The sequence below is a fragment of the Hymenobacter glaciei genome (assembly GCF_039539585.1).
GTDB classification, from domain to species: domain Bacteria; phylum Bacteroidota; class Bacteroidia; order Cytophagales; family Hymenobacteraceae; genus Hymenobacter; species Hymenobacter glaciei.
Map to the genome: position 1 here is coordinate 279,111 of NZ_BAABDK010000016.1, position 18,534 is coordinate 297,644.

General features: G+C 63.3%; 20 protein-coding genes. 7 read left to right on the forward strand and 13 right to left on the reverse strand.

Features of this window, described 5'->3' with window-relative positions; all coding sequences use genetic code 11:
• Positions 1 to 79: 79 nt before the first annotated feature.
• From ABD837_RS10110 to ABD837_RS10125, 4 genes are all read right to left on the reverse strand, one after another.
• Complete coding sequence (locus ABD837_RS10110) at positions 80 to 1,195, reverse strand: glycosyltransferase (protein ID WP_345053647.1); 1,116 nt, start codon at positions 1,193 to 1,195, stop codon at positions 80 to 82.
• Positions 1,192 to 1,881: a polysaccharide deacetylase family protein gene (locus ABD837_RS10115; protein WP_345053649.1), complete on the reverse strand. Its 690-nt coding sequence runs from the start codon at positions 1,879 to 1,881 to the stop codon at positions 1,192 to 1,194. The genes ABD837_RS10110 and ABD837_RS10115 overlap by 4 nt, the downstream gene beginning before the upstream one ends.
• Positions 1,881 to 2,429, reverse strand: a complete 549-nt coding sequence (locus ABD837_RS10120) for a hypothetical protein (protein ID WP_345053652.1) — start codon at positions 2,427 to 2,429, stop codon at positions 1,881 to 1,883. Before ABD837_RS10120 ends, ABD837_RS10115 begins: the two co-directional genes overlap by 1 nt.
• A 329-nt stretch (positions 2,430 to 2,758) precedes the next feature.
• Complete coding sequence (locus tag ABD837_RS10125; RefSeq protein WP_345053654.1) at positions 2,759 to 3,901, reverse strand: glycosyltransferase family 4 protein; 1,143 nt, start codon at positions 3,899 to 3,901, stop codon at positions 2,759 to 2,761.
• A gap of 198 nt (positions 3,902 to 4,099) precedes the next feature.
• Here ABD837_RS10125 and ABD837_RS10130 point away from each other — a divergent pair, with 198 nt between their 5' ends.
• Entirely contained in the window at positions 4,100 to 4,372 is a 273-nt protein-coding gene (locus tag ABD837_RS10130) for a hypothetical protein (protein WP_345053657.1), read from the forward strand.
• A gap of 68 nt (positions 4,373 to 4,440) precedes the next feature.
• Here ABD837_RS10130 and ABD837_RS10135 read toward each other — a convergent pair whose 3' ends face one another.
• A complete protein-coding gene (locus ABD837_RS10135) occupies positions 4,441 to 5,877 on the reverse strand; it encodes an oligosaccharide flippase family protein (RefSeq protein WP_345053995.1) in 1,437 nt (478 codons plus the stop codon).
• Between the two features lie 185 nt (positions 5,878 to 6,062).
• Between ABD837_RS10135 and ABD837_RS10140 the strand changes: the two genes are divergently transcribed.
• Together ABD837_RS10140 and ABD837_RS10145 are read left to right on the forward strand one after the other, a co-directional pair.
• Complete coding sequence (locus ABD837_RS10140; protein WP_345053659.1) at positions 6,063 to 7,145, forward strand: GumC domain-containing protein; 1,083 nt, start codon at positions 6,063 to 6,065, stop codon at positions 7,143 to 7,145.
• Positions 7,142 to 8,617, forward strand: coding sequence for an O-antigen ligase family protein (locus ABD837_RS10145; protein ID WP_345053661.1), 1,476 nt, complete (start codon positions 7,142 to 7,144; stop codon positions 8,615 to 8,617). The genes ABD837_RS10140 and ABD837_RS10145 overlap by 4 nt, the downstream gene beginning before the upstream one ends.
• Here ABD837_RS10145 and ABD837_RS10150 read toward each other — a convergent pair.
• The 4 genes from ABD837_RS10150 to ABD837_RS10165 are packed head-to-tail and all read right to left on the reverse strand — an operon-like array spanning position 8,614 to position 11,997.
• Positions 8,614 to 9,183 (reverse strand): DinB family protein, encoded by a 570-nt coding sequence (locus ABD837_RS10150; protein ID WP_345053662.1) that lies wholly within the window; start codon positions 9,181 to 9,183, stop codon positions 8,614 to 8,616. The genes ABD837_RS10145 and ABD837_RS10150 overlap by 4 nt on opposite strands.
• 8 nt (positions 9,184 to 9,191) lie before the next feature.
• Positions 9,192 to 10,493, reverse strand: a complete 1,302-nt coding sequence (locus ABD837_RS10155) for a PP2C family protein-serine/threonine phosphatase (protein ID WP_345053665.1) — start codon at positions 10,491 to 10,493, stop codon at positions 9,192 to 9,194.
• 50 nt (positions 10,494 to 10,543) lie between these two features.
• Positions 10,544 to 11,737: an ABC transporter permease gene (locus tag ABD837_RS10160; protein WP_345053667.1), complete on the reverse strand. Its 1,194-nt coding sequence runs from the start codon at positions 11,735 to 11,737 to the stop codon at positions 10,544 to 10,546.
• Positions 11,738 to 11,739: 2 nt separating this feature from the next.
• Positions 11,740 to 11,997: a hypothetical protein gene (locus tag ABD837_RS10165; RefSeq protein ID WP_345053671.1), complete on the reverse strand. Its 258-nt coding sequence runs from the start codon at positions 11,995 to 11,997 to the stop codon at positions 11,740 to 11,742.
• 147 nt (positions 11,998 to 12,144) lie between these two features.
• On the opposite strand from ABD837_RS10165, the gene ABD837_RS10170 reads away from it, so the two are divergent.
• The 3 genes from ABD837_RS10170 (at position 12,145) to ABD837_RS10180 (ending at position 14,456) form a co-directional block, all read left to right on the forward strand.
• Positions 12,145 to 13,086, forward strand: coding sequence for an SRPBCC family protein (locus ABD837_RS10170; RefSeq protein WP_345053674.1), 942 nt, complete (start codon positions 12,145 to 12,147; stop codon positions 13,084 to 13,086).
• A gap of 16 nt (positions 13,087 to 13,102) precedes the next feature.
• A complete protein-coding gene (locus ABD837_RS10175) occupies positions 13,103 to 13,642 on the forward strand; it encodes a hypothetical protein (RefSeq protein ID WP_345053676.1) in 540 nt (179 codons plus the stop codon).
• Positions 13,643 to 13,724: 82 nt separating this feature from the next.
• Entirely contained in the window at positions 13,725 to 14,456 is a 732-nt protein-coding gene (locus ABD837_RS10180) for a phosphodiester glycosidase family protein (protein ID WP_345053678.1), read from the forward strand.
• Here ABD837_RS10180 and ABD837_RS10185 read toward each other — a convergent pair.
• From ABD837_RS10185 to ABD837_RS10195, 3 genes are all read right to left on the reverse strand, one after another.
• A complete protein-coding gene (locus tag ABD837_RS10185; protein WP_345053681.1) occupies positions 14,437 to 14,979 on the reverse strand; it encodes a c-type cytochrome in 543 nt (180 codons plus the stop codon). The two genes, ABD837_RS10180 and ABD837_RS10185, sit on opposite strands and share 20 nt — an antisense overlap.
• A 103-nt stretch (positions 14,980 to 15,082) precedes the next feature.
• A complete protein-coding gene (locus ABD837_RS10190; RefSeq protein ID WP_345053683.1) occupies positions 15,083 to 16,231 on the reverse strand; it encodes a glycosyltransferase in 1,149 nt (382 codons plus the stop codon).
• 14 nt (positions 16,232 to 16,245) lie between these two features.
• Positions 16,246 to 17,208, reverse strand: a complete 963-nt coding sequence (locus ABD837_RS10195; RefSeq protein WP_345053686.1) for a lysylphosphatidylglycerol synthase domain-containing protein — start codon at positions 17,206 to 17,208, stop codon at positions 16,246 to 16,248.
• A gap of 132 nt (positions 17,209 to 17,340) precedes the next feature.
• On the opposite strand from ABD837_RS10195, the gene ruvC reads away from it, so the two are divergent.
• Positions 17,341 to 17,985, forward strand: a complete 645-nt coding sequence (gene ruvC / locus ABD837_RS10200) for a crossover junction endodeoxyribonuclease RuvC (protein WP_345053688.1) — start codon at positions 17,341 to 17,343, stop codon at positions 17,983 to 17,985.
• Between the two features lie 43 nt (positions 17,986 to 18,028).
• On the opposite strand, the gene ABD837_RS10205 is transcribed toward ruvC, so the two are convergent.
• Positions 18,029 to 18,508: a hypothetical protein gene (locus ABD837_RS10205; protein ID WP_345053691.1), complete on the reverse strand. Its 480-nt coding sequence runs from the start codon at positions 18,506 to 18,508 to the stop codon at positions 18,029 to 18,031.
• Positions 18,509 to 18,534: the final 26 nt, after the last annotated feature.

Genomic DNA, 18,534 nt, shown 5'->3' on the forward strand with positions numbered 1-18,534 from the left:
ACTCTGCCCATATCGCTTCGCCAGCTTCACTCAGATTCCTTCTGCGTCGGAAGGACAGGCTTATGGCCATTCGCGCAGCCTAATCGTAGCGCCGCCCCTTCCACACCACGGCCCCGCCGAATAGCTGGAAGAAGGCAATGGCAGCCGTCAGGGCCAGGGTGTAGCCTTCGAACAGGGGGAGCAGTGCCCAACGCAGTCGCAGCCCGGCCCGGCGATGCGCAAAATGCGCCAGCAAGCCCTGCGCCAGCATTTTTGCGGCCCACACACCGAGCGCCAGCCCAATGCCGCCCGCCCAGGCCAAGCCCGTTAGAGCCGGCCAGAAGCCGCTGAAAAACAGCAACTCGAGCCGTAGCCGTAGGGGCAAGCCGGCCACGCCGCGCAGCCAGCGCTGCCGTTGCCGCAGCAGGGCCGCCCAGGTAGGCATGGGCAACGAGTCGGCACAGATATCAGCCTGGAAAACCTGTCGAAAGCCAAAGCCTGACGCCAGCACGGCCTGGAACAGGGCAAAATCCTCGGTTACGGAAAAGGGCAGCGCCTCGTAGCCGCCGGTGGCCTCGTAGGCGGCGCGGGTCACGAGCATGTTGTTGCCCATGGCCGTTACGGGCCGGCCTAGGTCGCTCACCACCTGCACCATGCTCAGCGAGAGCAGCCAGTCGAGGCCCTGCAGCTGATGAAACAACTGCGGCCCGCGCACCGCCGTGATGCCCGTGACCGTGCCCACGCCCGGGCCGGCGTGGGCCAACAGCCCGGTCAGCCAGGAGGTGGGCAGGCTAATGTCGGCATCGGTAATGAAGAAATAATCGGTGGTGGCCCGCCGCGTGAGGTGCGCTAACACGTTAGCCTTGCCCCGCGCCTGCCCCAGCGTATCGACGATGGGAATGACCTGAAAATGCCCCGCAAAGCCGCGCATAGCCGCTTCGGCCACGGCGGCTGTGCCGTCGGTGCTGCCGTCGTCCCCCACCAGAATTTCCAGCAATTCGGCCGGGTAATCGAGGGCGCGCAGGCTGGCCAAGCAGCGCGGCAGGGCGGCGGCTTCGTCGCGGGCGGCGATGAGGATGCTCACGCGCGGCAGTGGCGTGGGCAGCGGGCCGGGCGTAGCGGCCCCGCGCCGGCTGGCAAAGCGCCACGCCGTGTAGGCCATGCCCAGCAGCCACAGCACCAGGTACCCCAGCAATACGTTCAGCAGCGAACTCATAGGGTGGCAAAGGCGAAACCCTGCGCGGCCAGGTGGGCCAGCAGGCGTGGCAGCACGTAGCGCAGCCGGGGCCCGGCCTTACGGCTGTCGTGAAACACCACCACGTCGCCGGCCCGCACGGCTTGCAGGGCAAAGCGCAGGCAGTCTTCGGGGTGCAGGGCGGGGTCGTAGTCGCGCGTGAGCACCGACCACATGATGACGCGAAAATCGGCTTGCAGCAGCGGCAGCAGCGGCCACGTGAGGCGGCCATAGGGCGGGCGGAACAGGGGAAGCGAGATAGCAGCAGGCATTTCAGTTCCCATATTCAATAGCTCGCTGATGTGCGACTGGCATACGGCGATGTCTTCCAGGTAAGCCGCGCGGGGCGTGGCCCAGGCACTGCGATGCTGGTGCGTATGGTTGCCGAGGCGATGGCCGGCAGCCAGGGCAGCACGGGCGATTTCGGGGTAGCGGGCCAGGTTTTCACCCACGCAGAAGAAGGTAGCCTTGGCCTGAAATTCGGCCAGTTGCGCCAGTACCCAGGGCGTTTCATCCGGCACAGGGCCATCATCAAACGTGAGATACACAACCGGCTGGCCGCTGGGTGTGGCGGCGGGGGCCGTCCACTCGCAGCCGCGCAGCAGGGTGTGCAGCAGGCGGGGCGGCCGGGTGAGCAGGGCCGCGTCGAGCCGGGCACGCATGGGCATCAGGAGCGCACAATGCGCATAACGGGCACGTGGGGGGTAGTGGGGCGCGGGCCCAGCACAGCCGCCAGGGCTTCGAGGAAAGCCTCGGCGGTAGCGGGGCGGCCACCGGCGGGGCCGCGGCCGAGCTGGCGGCGCACGTCGCCGGCCCACTCGCTTACCACGGTGGGCGTGCCAGCAGGGCCGCTAAGCCCTAGTGCGGCCTCTAGGGTGAAGTAACGGGGGCGCGTTTCCTCGACTTCATTTTCGGCTGGTTCCTCGTCTTCCTCATACACCAGGGCCGAAAAATGGGCCTCCATGGTGGCCTGCGGGGCAGGCAGGTGCAACAAGGCCGTGGCGCGACCAGCTACTTCGTGCCAGCTGAGGCGCAGGCCTTTAGCTGGCACGCGGTCGACGGCAGCTACGTTTTCAGCAGCTTTGTCCCAGACGTAGAGCAACAGCTCGCGGGCCAGGAAAGGGTCGGTCAGCTCGCGGCGCACCGCCACCGGCCGGCGCCAGGCCAACTGCGGGAGCAGCACGTGGGCGAAGTTGTAGGGATGCTGACGGGCCATGCCGCAAAAGTACGGCCGGGGCGGGAAATCAGGAATCGAGTAAGTAGAAACAGTTCGCCGTGCCCCAGCAGGCATTCGCGGGCCGGAGCACGGCGGGTGCATGCCGGCATTCTATTCGCGGGGCAGCCAGACGCCAAGGCGGTGCTGGCGCATCTGGGGCCTGATTGCATTTTACCTGGCCCCCGGCTACTACCTGACGCGGGGGAGCGTGTATAGTAGATGTATACTTTGTTCGGACTCGGCCTAGAGTAAGCCGATAGCGAAGAATTGCACGTTGGCGGGAAAAGGCGAGTGAATCGCCGGCCTTTTCCCGCCAGCCTCGCCCCTGCCTACTCCCCCGTTGCCTTGCGCAGCGCCTGCCAGAGTACCTCGGCGCTACAGGCCCACGAAAAGCGGCTTAGGTTCTCATAGCCCCGGGCCACTAGCTGCGGCCGCAGCGCGGGCTCCTGCCAGAGGCGCGCAAGGCCGGCGGTAATGCTGGCCACGTCGAGTGGGTCGGCGAGCAGCGCGCCACCGGACCCGGCCACCTCAGGCATCGAGCTGACGCTGCTTGTGAGCACCGGGCAACCGCTGGCCTGCGCCTCGACAATGGGAATGCCAAAGCCTTCGAAATACGGCACGTACACCGTGGCCAGGGCCGCCGCATAGAGGCCAGCCAGCTCCTCATCAGCCACACGGCCGGTGAAATGCACGGCGGTTTGGTGGTGCATTTGCTGGTAGGCATCCAGGATAGGGCCGGCTTTCCAGGCCTTGCGGCCTACAATGAGCAATTGCGCCGGGGCCGCGCCGGGGCCGGCGGCAGCTTTGAACCGGTCGAAGGCCCGCAGCAGGTTTGCCAGGTTCTTGCGCGGCTGCAGGGCTCCCACGAACAGAAAATACGGCTGGCCCTGGCTGAACCGCTGGCGAACCTCGGCCTGCGCGGCCTCGGGCAGCGGGCGAAACCAGTCGGCCGGCGCGTTGTAGGCCACGCTGATTTTGGCGGGCGCGATGCCGTAAGTCTGCACAATGTCGGCTTTGGTAGCCTCCGACACGGCCACGAGCTGCGCCGAGGCGCGGGCAAAGCGGGGCGTAAAAAAGTGGTAATACTTGCGGGTAAGCAAGTCCACATCAAGCGGAAAGTGCTCGAAGGCCAGGTCGTGTAGCACCGTTACGCGGGGCACGCTGGTGCTGAGCGTAGTGAAACCGTCGGGGCTGAGGAAGGCGGCCGGCCGGTGCCGGGCCAGCCACAAAGCCACTGCGCCCTCAAACCAGGCCACGTAAAGAAACGGGTGGCGCGCCGGGGGCCCCAGCACGTGCGGCACCACATTGGGCCCGAATATGTAGCGCGCGTCATAGCCCCGGTCGAAGAGGAAGTGAAACGTAACTTCCGGGTGCTGGGCCACCAGGTGCCGCAGCGTTTCGAAGGTGAAACGCCCAATGCCTTCGAGGTGCCCGCCGGGCAGCAGGAAACGGGTGTTGACGGCGACGTGCATGGGTTTAGTTGTACTCTTCGCGAAGTTAAAAGCGAAAACAGCGGCTCATCAGGCATCCTGCACGCCACCTTAACTGTTTGGGCCGTATCGGCACTTGCGGCAGCGGCAAAAGTAGCGCCGCGCCACTACGGGGCTGACTCCGCCGGGCCTTACCGAACTTCGCGGCGCCCCAGCGGTTACCCAAATCATTCTCTGCACATGGAAGACTCCATCCTTCGCCTGGTTAAAGAAGCCCACGCCATAGCCGAAGCTTCAGCCCTTGCGGCATCTGACGCGCAACAACGCAAGCAATTCATTCTGGCCGACTTATCGCTGCACCTGGTGCAGGCAGCCCTGCGTGTCCCTCAGCCGGACGAGGCCGAGCTAAAGCGCTACCTGTTCGGCGTACTCACGGTTGCCAACGGGTTTGTTGAAGACGTTGACTTAAAGGCCATGGCCGAACGCCTCATGGCTGCAACGCCGCAGACCTGACCACCCATAATTACTACTGCACAGCGCACGATGGCAGGCAAAGAGGCAGCTGCAGTTTTAAGGCATTCTCAACCTTTAATTCCCGCTCCCGGCTTCAACTGCGCAATTTCGCTGCGCTGTATCAGGCCCGTGCCCAGCACAATCAGCCCAAAAACCACGGCCATGATGCCGGCTTCCAGCCACCAGCTCAGGTGCAGGGCGTATTGCAGGCCGAACCACGCACCGCACAGCAGCCCAAACGCCAGCAGCAGCCGGGCCAGCAGCCCCGTCGGGATGCCCACGGCAGTGCGCCGCGCCACCAGCACCAGGTAGCCCACCGATACAGCCGCCGCACAAACCAGCGTATCAATCGAAGCCGCTATGGCTCCGAATTTGGGCAGAAAAATCAGGTTCAGGCCAATGTTGAGGGCGATGCTGAGTGCTACCAGCCAGCTCACGGCGCGCTCGTGGGTGGTGCTGGTGAGCAGGGTGCTGTAGATGGCAAAGAAGGCGTGCACCAGCACGTTCACGAACAGAATTTTCAGGCAGAGCGTCATACGGGCCACTTCGGCCGGGCTGCTGTGCTTGAACTGCCAGAACACCACCTCGCCGCAGAACAGGATGAAGGCCACCACAAACAGCAGCGGCAGGCTGACGATGCGCTGCCCGAAGCGCAGCAGCTCGCGCTGGGCGCCGGCATCGCGCGGCACGCTGGCAAACCGGGCAAAAAACAGCGGCAGCACCGTCCAGGCGTACATCATTACGGCATCGACCCAGCGGTAGGCCCCGGCGTAATAGCCCGCCTCGGTGGGCGAGGCCAGGCGCTCGAGCATCACCATGTCGATGCGTTCATTGACACCGTACAGCAGCGTCATGAAGGCAAACGGGAGGCTGGCGCGCAGGGCGGTGCGGGCCACCGGCCCTTGCCAGTGGTAGCGGATGCGGCCAAAAAACCGTGTCATCAGCCCGTAGGTGAGCACCGTGGTGAAGGCCGCTGCCCCCAGCCTGGCGCCCACGTAGCGCGGCAGCGTGATGCCCAGCGGCAGCAGCACCAGCACGGCCCCGAGCAGCAGAAACTTCTCGACCACCGAAAGCACGGCATCGGTATTAAACTTCTGATGGGCTTGCAGGGTGCCGCGCAGAAACTGCCCGTACTGGGCCAGCAGCAGGGCCGCGCCCACGGCCCCGAGCAGCAGCAGTTCGGGGCCCCGGTAGCCCAGCCCCCAGCCTATCAGCAGCATGGCGGCCAGCGCCACGAAGTTGAGGGCCCCGCGCAGGGGCAGCAGCGTCGGGAAGGTTTCGGCCAGGAAGGAAGGCTCGGCCGCCACGCGCTGCACGGTGTAGGGCGTGAGGCCCAGGTCGGACAAGGCCGCCACGACCAGCGTGAGGGCCGACAGGGCCGTAACCAGCCCGAACGTGGCATGCCCGAGCCGGTCCTGCACCAGGTTTTCGACCACCACCCAGCCGGGTTTCACCAGCAGGTTGAGCAGGACGACGAAGCTGATATTACCGAAAAAGCGTTTGATGCGAGCGGGAAAGCTAAATCTGAAGTAAAGGCCGCACGCCGGGCGCGGGCCGCAAAGCTACGCACAGCACCGGGCCACCCGCTTGGCGCACCGCAACGGGGCATTTGCCGCCTATCTTTGCTTGCCGCTGCCCCGCGCCGGGCCTACCCAATTAAACTGGCGGGGCGGCGGCTTTCTTCTTCACTATGTCTGCACCTTCTTTCTCGCTGGTGGGCCTCGGGCCCATTATCAACCGCTGGAAATACTTCGTGGCCGGGGCCGTGGCACTGGCTGCCATCGTGAGCGTGGTGGTAGCCCTGCTGCTGCCCAACGTGTACCGCTCCACCGCCATCTTCATCCCTACCAACCCCCAAACGGCCGACCCCGACCGCCTGCTGGAGGAAAATGCCCAGATGCGCGGGCAGCTCGAGCTCAGCAGCCGCGCCGAAGACCTGGACCGGGCCATCACCATCGGCGAGTCGTTGCCGGTGGCCGAGAGCATTATCAAGAAGTTCAAGCTGTACGAGCACTACAAGGCCGGCCCCCCCGGCGACGACAATGCCGACAACTTCGTGGTGAGCGAGTTCAGCAGCAACCTGAGTTTGGTGCACAACGAGCACGACGCCATCGAGCTCAGCTTTGCCGACCACGACAAAAAGCTGGCTGCCGATGTGGCCAACGCCGTGGTCGGCGTCATCGACTCGGTGAACCAGCAGCTCACGTTTGAGAACCGCCGCACCGTGCTCGACCTCTACCGCCGGCGCTACGAATACCTGAGCACCAGCTTCGAGCGCAGCCGCCGCGAGCTGGTGGGCGCGCGCCGCCGCTACGGCATTTTCGGTCTCGAGATGCAGGGCCGCTACATGGCCAAGGAATTGGTGGAAACCGAAGCCGCCCTGCGCCGCGCCGAAGCTGGTGGGGGCGACGTGGCCGGCCTGCGCCGCGCCCTGCGCGGCCTCACCAAAGCCGACGGGGGCAACCTGATTAACCTCGAAAACTATGTGCGGGGCACCGACTCGCTCACCATGTTTGTGGCCCGCGTGGCCGACCTGCAAAACCGCCTCGTGGCTGCCCGCTCGGCCTACGAATCGGCCGGCCTCAGCCTGAAGGGCCGCATTTCGAGCCTGTACCAGGTGCAGAAGGCCTACCCCGCCACCCGCAAGTTCAAACCGGTGCGCTCGCTTATTGTGCTGGGTTCGGTGCTGGCCATGTTTGCCTTGTCGGTGCTGTTTATTGCGCTGCTGGAGTTGTACCGCTACCACCGGGGCACAGCCGCACCCACGGCGTGAACCCGCCGCTGAACAACCGGCTGCAGCGCCTGCGCCAGGCCCTGGATGGGCCGCAGTGGCTGTTTGTGAGCTTCGTGGGGCTGCTGTTGCTGGGCGGCGCGGCGGCGGGGCTACGGCAGCAGCCGGTGCTGCTGCTGCCGGCTTTGCTGGCAATAGGTGCACTGCTGTCTTTGTTAGAGTGGCGCTGGGTGTACTACGCGCTGTTTGCGGCATTACCCTTTTCGCAGGAAATCGGTTTGTTTGGCGGGTTGAGCATGGACATTCCCTCCGAACCGCTGATGCTGGTGCTCACGGCCTGCGTGGGGCTAACGCTGCTGCTGCGCCAGGGCACGCTGCCGCGCCGCGAGTGGGGGCACCCGCTGCTCATCATTCTGGCGCTGATGCTGGCCTGGACAGCGCTGGATGCGGCTTTTTCCGTCGACCATACCAAGTCGCTCAAGTACCTGCTGGCCAAGGTGTGGTACCTGGTGCCCTTCGTGCTGGGCACGCTGCTGGTGGTGCGCCGCCCGGCCGAGGCCTGGCGCTTTGCGGCCGTGTACGCGGCCAGCGCCTGCCTGGGCGTGGCTTATGTGGCCAGCCGGCACGCCACGCGGGGGTTCAGCTTCGGCGACATCAACTGGGCGCTGCACCCGTTTTTCCGCAACCACGTGATTTATGCCACCATGCTGGCGCTGCTGCTGCCGTTTTGCTGGTTTGCGCTACGAGCCGCGCGCAGTGGCGGGGCGCGGCTGGCGTGGCGGCTGGCGCTGGGGGTGCTGCTGTTCGGGCTGCTCACATCCTACACCCGGGCGTCCATCGTGTCGGTGCCGCTGGCGGCACTGTATTTTCTGGTGCTGCGGCTGCGCCTTACGCGGGTACTGCTACTGGCCGTGGCCATTGGCACCACCCTCACGGTGAGCTACTTCGTGGTTGGCGACCGGTACATGGAATACGCCCCCGACTACGAGCACACGGTTTTCAACGGCCGAAACTTTGAGCGCCACCTCGAAGCCACCTACAAGTTTCAGGACGTGTCGGGGATGGAGCGGGTGTACCGCTGGGTAGCGGCCGCCCGCATGATTGGCGAAAAGCCGCTCACTGGCAGCGGACCAGCCACTTTCTACCCCGAATACAAGCGCTACACCGTAAAGAGCTTTCGCACCTACGTGAGCGCCAACCCCGAAAAATCGACAACCCACAATTACTTCCTGCTGCAATTGGCCGAGCAAGGGATTCCCGGCTTTTTGTTGTTTCTCAGCCTGATAGCAACGACGTTGCTGTTGGCCGAGAGCCTGTACCACCGCGCCCAGGCCCGGCCCGAAGTGCGCCGCGTGGTGCTGGCCGCCACGCTCTCGTTTGTCATCATCGTCTTCCACCTCACCCTGAACGAGCTGGTGGAGGCTGACAAGATTGGGCCGGTATTTTTCATCTGCCTGGCCTTGCTGGTGCGCTGCGAAACCTGGCTGGAAGAGGAAGCCCCAACGGTAGTTTAGCGGCTCTGAGCTTGGTACTCGGTTGCCACGCCAGCAATTTGGGCCAGGTGTCGCTCGGCGTGTTTGCCTAGGAAATAGACGAAATCGTACACGTCCATCTTGCCCAGCTCGTTCACCGTCATGGTCGTACGGCACAGCACACCTTCGCCATTGGGCAGGCGGCTGAGCACGGCCTGGCATTGATGCAGCTGCTGCCGGAGCGTGGCCGCTACTTCCGGGCCCGATTTCAGGCCGTGCGGCGCCATATGGTCGGGCCGCATCCATTTAAATGCTCCGGGCTGGCTGATTTCGTCGAGGCGGACGCGCGCCGATTGGCGGGCATCCAGCTCGGTAGCCAGGTCCAGCCCATGCGCGTTTTTGAGGGCCTTGGCAGCGCCTTTCTCAATGAGAATGAGCAGGTAATGGTTGGTGAGCGCAACATGCTCAAGAATCTCATCAATGGTCCAGCCGCCATCAGCCGGATGGTAGCGGCGGATGGCCTCTGGCGCAGCGAACCAATCATCGAGTTGAGCAAAAGCCGTTTCCAGCTTTTGATTGATTTCCGCAATGACGTCTTCCGGTATCATAGGGGCCACTACTTGAAGCGGCAGCTGAGCATGGTTACGTCGTCGGCGAAATGCGAGCCGCGCGAGCTGTAGGCGTCGATGCTACGGAGCATTTCCTGATGCAGCTTGGGCAGCGGCAGGTAGCGGCTGCGGTGCAGCACTTCGAGCACACCCTCTTCCCCAAACTCGTTGCCCTCGGCATCAAACACCTCGGTCAAGCCATCGGTGTAAAGCAGCAACATTGAGTGGCGCGGAATAGCCACCTGCCCTACCCGCAGCATCGGTAGCTCTTCCATAATGCCTAGCATCACGGTGCCTACTTTGAGGGTAGTAACCTGACCGTTGTCGGCGAGCAGCAGCGGGTCGTTGTGGCCGGCGTTCACGTATTCGAGCTGGCGGGTGCGGCGATTGTAGATGCCGAGGAAAGCCGTAATAAACTTCTCGCCGCCCGAGTTGCGGAACAGCAGGTGGTTGAGTTCGGGCACCACCGTGGCCAGCGGCACGCCCTGGCGCAGCAGCGTGCGCAGGCCGGCCTGGAAATTCGACATGAGCAGGGACGCGGGCACGCCCTTGCCACTCACGTCGGCTACGCACAGCATCAGGCGGTCGGCATCGATTTCGACCACGTCGTAGTAATCGCCGCCAATTTCGGTGTGGGGTACGTAGCTGCGCTCAATGGCCAGGTCGGCGTCGTTGGGCAGCTTGCGCGGGAAAAGCAACGCCTGCACTTCCTGGGCAATTTCAATTTCCTTGCGCACGGCCGCGTCGGCAATGCGCTGGGCCTGGAGGCGGCGGTTTTCCACGGCCCCCATCAGCGTGTTGGCCAGTGAAGTGAGGAACGGAATGAGTTGCTGGCGGTCGTAGTCGGACCGCAGGCCGCCGACAAACACGTAGGCTACCACGTGGCGCTGGCGCAGAATGGGCAGCACAAGCTCGTACCGGTCCCAGTCGGGGTCTAGCAGCAGGTCTTCCACGGACCGGGGCTCGCGTATTTCGCCGTCGAGCAGGGGGCGCGAGAGGCACAGATTTTCGGCGGTGGCCATGTCGCAGCCCAGCACCAGGCGGGGCCGGAACTGGTCGTCTTCGCGCGCAAACAATGCCAGCTGCACCACGTTGCGCTGCCCTTGCAGGGTGAGGCGCAACATGTGGTAGAGCTCGTCGACGGAGTGGTCGCGGGCCGTCATGTCGTGGGCCACGCCCAGCACCGTATCTAGCTCGAACTGCTTGAGCTGCAGCTGGCGCCGCAGCTGCTTGAGCTGCTCGTCGCGCGCGGCAAGCAGGGCTGAATCAGTGGGCGGTTGGGTGGGAGAATTGGGAGCTGCTGCGGCCATACGCGGCAAGGTACAAAAAGCGCCGGGAAAGCAGCGGGCGCGAGTTCGCGTTACACCGCTACGGGCGTTTTGGGGTCGTAGGCGTCACGCAGGCCATTGCCAAGCAGGTTGAAGCTGAGTACCAGCAGCGAAATGGCGGTACCCGGCAGCAGCGTAAGCCACAGCCCGGCCTGGGTGCCCAGCAGGTCGTAGCCTTCCTTCACCATCAGCCCCCAGCTGGGCGCGGGTGGCTGCACGCCCAGCCCCAGGAAGCTCAGGCCGGCTTCGAGCAAAATTGCTGAAGCAAAGTTGCTGGTGGCCAGCACAATGAGCGGCCCGCGCATGTTGGGCAGCAGGTGCTGCGCAATGAGGCGCGCAGTGGGCAGGCCCAGCACCCGGCCAGCTTCCACAAACGTGGCCGAGCGCAGGCTTAGCATCTGGCCGCGCACCACGCGGGCCACGTCGACCCACATGGTAAGGCCCACGGCCACAAAGCTCACCCACACGCCTTTGCTATCGAGTGCCAGCGAAATGGCAATAACCAGCATAATGCCCGGAATGCTCCACACCACGGTCATCAGGCCCAGTAGCAGCGAATCGACCCAACCGCCGAAATAGCCGGCCACCGCACCCACGGCCATGCCCAGCACCAACGATATCAGTACCGCCACCAACCCAATGCCCAGCGAAATGCGCGTGCCCAGCAGCAGCCGGCTCAGCTCGTCGCGCCCGGCTTTGTCGGTGCCCAGCGCGTAGGTGCGGGTGAGCAAGTGGCTTTCCTGGATTTCGCGCTGCAGGCTGGCACGCGGGCCCGGGTGGCCGGCTACGGTGGCCAGCGGCAGGCGGCGCAGGCGGCCAGCCTCGGCCGAGTGTTCGCCCAGGGGCTTCAGAATGATGGAGTCGCCGGCGAATTCGTAGCCGCCGATGGGGGTTTCCTGCCACTCGGGCTCGCGACCGCGCAGCCAAGTGGTGAAGATATTGTCGGTGGCCGCGCCCAGGCGGGCCGAGTCGGGCAGGGGCTGGCGCAACAGCTGTACGCGCAGGCCGGGGCCTTCTTTCTGCACCTGCACGAAGCCGTGGTTGGCGTTGGGCGAGTTGTCGGGCATTATCCAATAGCCCAGCAGGGCCACCAGCGTGCACAGCGCAATAAAGGCCAACCCGGCCACGGCAGGCCGGTTTTGCCACAGGCGCTGGCGCACGTAGTAGCCCGGCGGCCGGGCGGCGGCAGCCGAGATGGGCGGCTTTGCGGAAACTGCCGCGGCCACCGTTAGCGGGTGTTGTGTTGCAGCAGGCCATCCTTCGAGGCCAGGTAGGCGGCATCGCGGGCAATGGCGCCGAAGGACGTGGTTTCGTAAGCCAGCTCGGTGTCGGGGTCGGGCCAGTAGCTGCGGATGAGGCCTTGCTCCAGGAGGCTGCGGAGTTGGTTTTCGAGCTCCTGAACAGGCAAGCCTGTTTTCTGGAGCAGCGTGCGGAACGGGGTGACGAAGTAAAGCTCGTCGAGCAGGTCGTATTCGGGGTCGGTCACGGAAGTAAATCGCTCGTGCGGTGATGCAGGCAAATGTAAGCCCGGGAGCGGGGTTGGCGGGCCGCCGGGGCCGGTATCTTTAGCGGGCCCGAAGACCAATGCTGAAACAGCCCCTGCTTGCGGATTGTCACCCCTTTTGTTCTGCACATGCGCAAGCTCCTGGCCGACCGCAGCTTCCAGCTGACGTTTATTCTCACCCTGCTCTTTCTCGAGACGGGCATTGCCCTCCTACTGCTGGGGCTGGCCAATTACGGTTGGATGCTGTTTGTGCTGCTGCCCATTTTGTTGGGCCTCGCCCTTGGGGCCATGCTCAACAAGCGCTACACGCTGTGGGGCGCGCTCATTGCCACGGCGCTCACGTTGCTGGGCCTGTACGTGCCGGGCCTGTCGGGGCTGCTGTGCATCGTGATGGTGCTGCCGATTATCGTACCACTGATTTTTCTGGGTTTTGTGGTTTCGCACCTCGCCGCCCGCAACCAGCAGCTGCGCGAACGCAACCAACTACCGGTGCTGCTGGCTCCATTGCTGCTGTTCGTGGTGGGCGCGCCGCTGGAGCAGTACGCCACGCGCAACGAGGCCGCCATTATCGCCGTGACCACCGAACGGGTGTACCCCTACTCGCCCGAGCAGGTCTACGATGCCATCAAATCCGTCGATACGCTCGACGCGCCCAAGCCTTTTCTCATGAATTTTGACCTGCCCATCCCCGTGAAGTGCGTGTTGGAAAAGGAAGCTGTGGGCGGCCGGCGCACCTGCTATTTCAAAGCGGGCCTCCTGAGCAACGACGACTTTGGGGCCGGCACCATCACCGAGCGCATCACCGCCCTGGAGCGCGGCCGCCTGTTGCAGATGGATGTGGAGTTGTACAACCTGGTGGGGCGTAAATGGCTGGGCTTCCGGGAAGCCACCTATCGGTTCGAGCCGGCCGGCCCGCACGGCTGCAAAATGACCCGCCTCACTACGTACACCTCGGTGCTGCGGCCCCGGGCCTACTGGGGGCCGTTGGAGAAGCTGGGCATCCGGCAGGAGCACGACTACGTGTTTGATAACCTGGCCCGCGACCTGCGCCGGAAATTCGGCCGCCGCTAATTCAATTGCCGCCGGCATGTTTTTCCTCTCTATCCTGACCACTTTGGTTTTTTACGGCTTTGGCCTGACCACGCCGCTGCTGTGCGGACTGTATCTGGCGCGGCCCCACTGGCGGACGGTCCTGGTGCGATTGATGGCCGTTTCGGCCGGGCTGCTGCTTGCTGCGGGCAGCATCCTACTGGCCCAGACCTTGGCTACTGGTATTCAGACTAGTTTCGGCGCTGATGAACTGGAGCGTTACGCCTGGCTTAATCGGCTGTCTGGGCCGTACTGGTTGGCTTACTGGGCGCAGCTGTTGGGCCAGGGCCTGCTGCCGCAGGTGCTGTGGCGGCGCTCGTTGCGCCGGCGGCCGTGGGTGCTGCTACTGCTGGTGCCGGGCATGCTTGCCAGCCTGGCCGAAAGCTGGTTCGTCCGGTACTACGCCTCAAATCGTGATTACCTACCATCTTCCTGGGGAATGGTATCGCCCAATCAACTGACACTACCAGCAGTAGTGGTTACTTATTTACCGTTGCTATTCGGCGCATACTGGGTTGTTAAGCGCCGCCAGCAATGAGGTTTCAGACCATCCTGTTCTCAATCGTTTCTGCCTCATTACTTATGCTCAAGCTGCATCCAACTACCATACATTTACCGCGATGAACAAATTCAGGCTCCTGCTTGCAGCACTGACTGTCGCACTAGTGGTGCGCTTTGGCTGGCACTTGTACCAGATGGCTACGCAGCCAGCCTTCATCAGCTACCGCGCCGACCTGCGCCGCCACCAGTTGCGACTGTATTGGAAAGACGAGCGCAATCGCCGGTTTGGAAGTCTGGAAGGACTGAAAAAATGGTTGGCCGCTCACCAGCAGAAACTAGTTTTTGCGATGAATGCGGGCATGTTCAACCCCGGATATGCGCCTCAAGGCTTGTTTATTGAGGGCAGCAAAGTCATCACGCCTCTGGACACCACCAGTGGCCCAGGCAATTTCTATCTCAAGCCCAACGGCGTGCTTTACCTCAATACCGATACCACCGCGCACATTTGCCAAACCGCCGCTTTCCGCAACGACGGCCAAGTAGCCTTCGCCACGCAGTCGGGGCCCATGCTGGTAGTTGATGGGCAGATTCATCCTGCTTTTACACGTGGCTCCGCTAATCGGCAGATTCGCAACGGGGTGGGCATCTTGCCCAATGGCCACGTACTGCTGGCCATGTCGCGCACTAAAATCAGCTTCTACGATTTCGCCGAGTACTTCCGGCAAGCCGGGTGCCGCCAAGCACTCTACCTCGACGGATTTGTGTCGCGCACCTACGAGCACTCGTCTGTGCAGCCTCAGAACGACGGCGACTTCGGCGTCATCATCGGCGTTACCGTGCCGCGACGGTAGCGCCTCCCGTTGGCACTGCAGCCCCCTCCTGTGAAGCAATGTAGGCGACGATGGAAGCAATTTCTTTATCTGACAGCGCGAAAGAGGGCATTTGCTGCTTGTTGAATTTGGTGAACAGCGCCACGGCATATTCGTCGCCGGTGGCCACGAGCTTGCTTGAATTTTTCACCCAAGGAATAAGCCAGGAAATGGGCCGACGCTTGGTAATGCCAGCTAAGGCCGGGCCAACTACCTGCTCATTCACGGCATGACACTGGGCGCAGTTGCCTTTGAATAGGGCATCACCGGCGGCTACTTCGGCAGCTTGCGCGACCGTGAGCAGCGGCTTAGGAGCAGCGGCGGTCTGCTCCGGAAACTGTGGCCCTTCTGGCATGCCGTGGTCATTGGGGCCTTGCTGCTCGAGCAGCGCATCATCGGCCGCAAAGCCGGCCAGGCCGGCGGCGCTCAGCAGGGTGAAACCAAAGAGCACGACTATCAAAGCCATGCCCACCGTCAGGGCGAAACTTACCGGGTTGCGGCGCATAACACGTTGGACTTAGGTGGAATATAGTTGCGGCAAATTTACCATCCAAGCCCTGTGAGACGGTTTTTTGGCAATATTTTTTTACCCCGCCTTGCTGCTCACGCTACCGCACCGCCCGCCCCTTCCATTCGTAGCCGCCGCGCCGCCCGGCCAGGCCTACGGCCAGTGCATAAGGCGCGTACAGCAACTGCAGTGGCAGCAGCCCCACAAGCCACTTTCGCCGCCCCAGAAACCCCAAGACGGGCCCCAAAAACCATACGTCGCCACCCAGCTTGAGTACTCCGGCTGCCGCTACCCACAGCCACAGCCCGGGCCAGGCCAGCGCCGCCGCCACGCCCACAGCCAGTGCCACGTTGGCACCCAGCACCACCAGGGCCAGCCGTTGCGGCGCCGCGCTGCGGTAATGCGCCCACTTGCTGGCCCAACGCACCCGCTGACGGAGCAGCGCCCGCAACGTAAGCGGCGCGGCCGTGCGCACAATAGCGTCGGCGTCAAACAGGAACCGCGCCGTGCCCGGAAACCGCGCGTGAATGCTGTGCAGCAGGAATTCGTCGTCGCCGCTGGCCAGGTGGGCGTGGTCCGTAAAGCCCCCCACTGCCTCGAAGGCGCTGCGCCGGTAGGCCAGGTTGGCCCCGTTGCACATGGTGGGCTGCTGCCGGGCTAGGCAGGCGGCCCCCACCCCCACCAACCCCGCAAACTCCAGGCCCATGAGCGTGGTGAACCAGTTAGCCGGCCCCGTGAGCAGCACCGGCCCGCTGATGAAGTTGGTAGCCGGCTGCCGGACCAGCAGGGCCGCGTAGGCCGCCAGCCAGCCGGGGCCGAGGCGGCAGTCGGCATCGGTGCAGACCAGCCAGGGCGCCCGCGCGGCTTGCTGCGCGGCGAGCAGGGCAGCTTTTTTGCCCGTTGTGTGAACGGACAGTTCAATCAGCCGCAGTGCAAAACCAGCTTCCTGAGCAGCGGCGGCAATGATAGCAGCGGTAGCATCGGTGGAATGGTCGTTGGCAATGAGCACTTCGAAACAAGCAGCGGGCAGCGTCTGAGCAGCCAAGTCGCCCAGGAGTTGGGGCAGGTTTTCGGCCTCGTTGCGGGCGGCGATAAGGACGGAAAATTTTAATGAGGAATCCGGAATGAGGAATGAGGGATTCGCAGACGACTCCAATTCTTCATTCTTCACTCTTAATTCTTCATTAAGCGCAGCGCTTAGCCACACCATCAGCCCCGCATAGAGCGCCGGCAGTACCAGCAGGCACATTCCCAACGCCGCTATCACTTGGCTGCCCGTTTCTCGCGCAGCACGCGCAGGCCCGGCACCAGCAGCAGGCCGGCCGCGCTGGGCAGCGCGATGTTGATGACCCACAAGCTGAGGCTGGCCGAAAGTACCGGCAGCGCCGGCTGGCCCAACAGCCCAAACAAGTGCGTGGCCGACAATTCGCGCACACCCACATCGGCCAGCGCATTGAGCGAGGGCACCAACGACTTTAGAAAGAACGTGCCGGCCACGGCGGCCAGGCCCGGCCCCAGTGGTCCGCCTACGCCGTAGGCCGCCAGCAGCAGCATAAACTGAGCGCAGAATACCGCGTAGCGCAGCCCCGAAATAGCCAGCACCGCGTGCAGCGCCCGGGCCGGGTAGGTGGGCATAATGGCCAGCGCCGGCCGAAACCGCCGCAACGGTCGCCACAGCCCCAGCGCTGCCAGCAGTAGCTGCGACCGGTACAGCGGCACCAGCACCAACCCACTCAGCACCACCGCCGAGGCCACCACGCCCACCCCAGCGGCCGGGTAGCCGTTCAGGTAAAACTTCAACACGAAGTAGAGCAGGCCCGCCACGCCGGCCAGTACGGTAGCCACCAGCTGGCAGTAGCGCCCCAGAAAAACCGCCCCCAGCGCACTCACCCGGCGGCTTTTCAGCTCGATGATGCGGCCGGCGTAGTCGCCCACCCGGTTGGGGGTGGCGAAACCCAGCGTGAGCCCCACCAGCACCGCCCGAAAGCTGCGCCCGAATGTAACGGGCTCCAGATGCCGGGCCAAGCGGTACCATTTCCAGGCCTCGAGGCCCCAGTTGGCGGGCACCAGGGCCAGCGCCAGCAGCACCGGGCCGCGCCCAGCCCCGCTGAGCGTAGTAGCCAGCAGGTGCCGCCAGGCCGCCGCCGTGTCGGGCGTGGCGAAGATGGAGTTGTAGAGTAGCCCCAGCGTGAGCAGCGTAACCCCGATTTTACTCCAGAAAACCACGCGCTTCCACTGACGGGCACGGCGGTTTTCGGGGTCTGACGGGCCAGAGGGTGGAGTTGCAGTGCTACCAGAAACAGAAGAAACCTGAGCGGCTGGTTCACCACCCTGCCCTGGGGCGTAACTTTGTAAGAGATGCCCGCTCCCACCCGTCCCCGCCCCGCGCCCGCTGCCGACCTGCTGCCCAAAATCATCATGGGCGTCGACCCCGGCACCCAGATTATGGGCTACGCCCTGATTGAGGTGCGCGGGCAGCGCGTGGACGTGCTGTGCTACGACGTTATCAATATGAAGGCCCTGGGCTCGAATCACGCCGTAAAGCTAAAGCGGATTTTCGACCGCATGCTCGAGCTCATCGACGAGTACCTGCCCGACGAGTTGGCCATCGAAGCCCCGTTTTTCGGCGTGAACGTGCAAAGCATGCTCAAGCTGGGCCGGGCCCAGGGCGTGGCAATAGCAGCTGCCCTCTCGCGCCAGATTCCCTACGTGGAGTATGCCCCCACCAAGGTTAAGCAGTCCGTCACGGGCTCGGGCAACTCCACCAAAGAGCAGGTGGCCCACATGCTGCGCCAAACCCTGAAGCTGCCGCCCATCGCCGAAGCCAGCACCTTCCTCGATGCCACCGATGCCCTGGCCGTGGCCCTGTGCCACCACTACCAGAAGGGCAACAACGCCACCGTGAGCGGCGGCAAAAGCTGGAGCAACTTTCTAACCGAGAACCCCGAGCGGCTGGGGGCCAGCACCGGCGCGGTGAAGAAGAAAACACCGACGAAATTGTAAGCGCGAAGGGGCAAGCCACATATCAACGTTAACCGGCAGCTAGTTATTTACCTCTCATTTCCTGCTCTTGCCATAGCTGTTCCGGCTCAACTTCGAATAAATATTTGTTGAGCACATCCATCACTTCATTGAAATTTATGGCCTTCCCGATAGCCGCTTTTATAATATCCGCCCCTTCAAACTGCGTTATAATATCATCATCTTTATCAACACATTCCCTGATTTTTTCTTTCAATTCAGGAAGTCGGTAATTACTGTTAAAGGTCCAGATAACTTCTGCGCACAGAATCGGATTATGAACCGTAATTGCCAGAATTTTAGTCAGCCAGTTGTTTTTTAATTCCGCTGATACCTGTCGGTATTTCCACTTGCCATTGTTCCTATCGAACAACTCGACGGTGTTGGGATACGCAGTATTCAGCAGTACTCGGGTCGAGGCTTTTGACAAGCCTTCGGCACTTGGAATGATGTCGATGACACCGTCATTTCCAATAGAGATGAGAGGGAAGAGTGGTACCAGCATCGAACGTTGATGAACCCGTGTAATTT

Bases quoted from the DNA above. Each gene is read 5' to 3' on its own strand.
- ABD837_RS10110 (WP_345053647.1), bottom strand. From the start codon at position 1,195: ATGAGTTCGCTGCTGAACGTATTGCTGGGGTACCTGGTGCTGTGGCTG.
- ABD837_RS10155 (WP_345053665.1), bottom strand. From the start codon at position 10,493: ATGGCCGCAGCAGCTCCCAATTCTCCCACCCAACCGCCCACTGATTCA.
- ABD837_RS10125 (WP_345053654.1), bottom strand. From the start codon at position 3,901: ATGCACGTCGCCGTCAACACCCGTTTCCTGCTGCCCGGCGGGCACCTC.
- ABD837_RS10150 (WP_345053662.1), bottom strand. From the start codon at position 9,183: ATGATACCGGAAGACGTCATTGCGGAAATCAATCAAAAGCTGGAAACG.
- ABD837_RS10170 (WP_345053674.1), top strand. From the start codon at position 12,145: ATGCGCAAGCTCCTGGCCGACCGCAGCTTCCAGCTGACGTTTATTCTC.
- ABD837_RS10115 (WP_345053649.1), bottom strand. From the start codon at position 1,881: ATGCCCATGCGTGCCCGGCTCGACGCGGCCCTGCTCACCCGGCCGCCC.
- ruvC (WP_345053688.1), top strand. From the start codon at position 17,341: ATGCCCGCTCCCACCCGTCCCCGCCCCGCGCCCGCTGCCGACCTGCTG.
- ABD837_RS10190 (WP_345053683.1), bottom strand. From the start codon at position 16,231: ATGTGCCTGCTGGTACTGCCGGCGCTCTATGCGGGGCTGATGGTGTGG.
- ABD837_RS10205 (WP_345053691.1), bottom strand. From the start codon at position 18,508: ATGCTGGTACCACTCTTCCCTCTCATCTCTATTGGAAATGACGGTGTC.
- ABD837_RS10120 (WP_345053652.1), bottom strand. From the start codon at position 2,429: ATGGCCCGTCAGCATCCCTACAACTTCGCCCACGTGCTGCTCCCGCAG.
- ABD837_RS10185 (WP_345053681.1), bottom strand. From the start codon at position 14,979: ATGCGCCGCAACCCGGTAAGTTTCGCCCTGACGGTGGGCATGGCTTTG.
- ABD837_RS10140 (WP_345053659.1), top strand. From the start codon at position 6,063: ATGTCTGCACCTTCTTTCTCGCTGGTGGGCCTCGGGCCCATTATCAAC.
- ABD837_RS10130 (WP_345053657.1), top strand. From the start codon at position 4,100: ATGGAAGACTCCATCCTTCGCCTGGTTAAAGAAGCCCACGCCATAGCC.
- ABD837_RS10175 (WP_345053676.1), top strand. From the start codon at position 13,103: ATGTTTTTCCTCTCTATCCTGACCACTTTGGTTTTTTACGGCTTTGGC.
- ABD837_RS10180 (WP_345053678.1), top strand. From the start codon at position 13,725: ATGAACAAATTCAGGCTCCTGCTTGCAGCACTGACTGTCGCACTAGTG.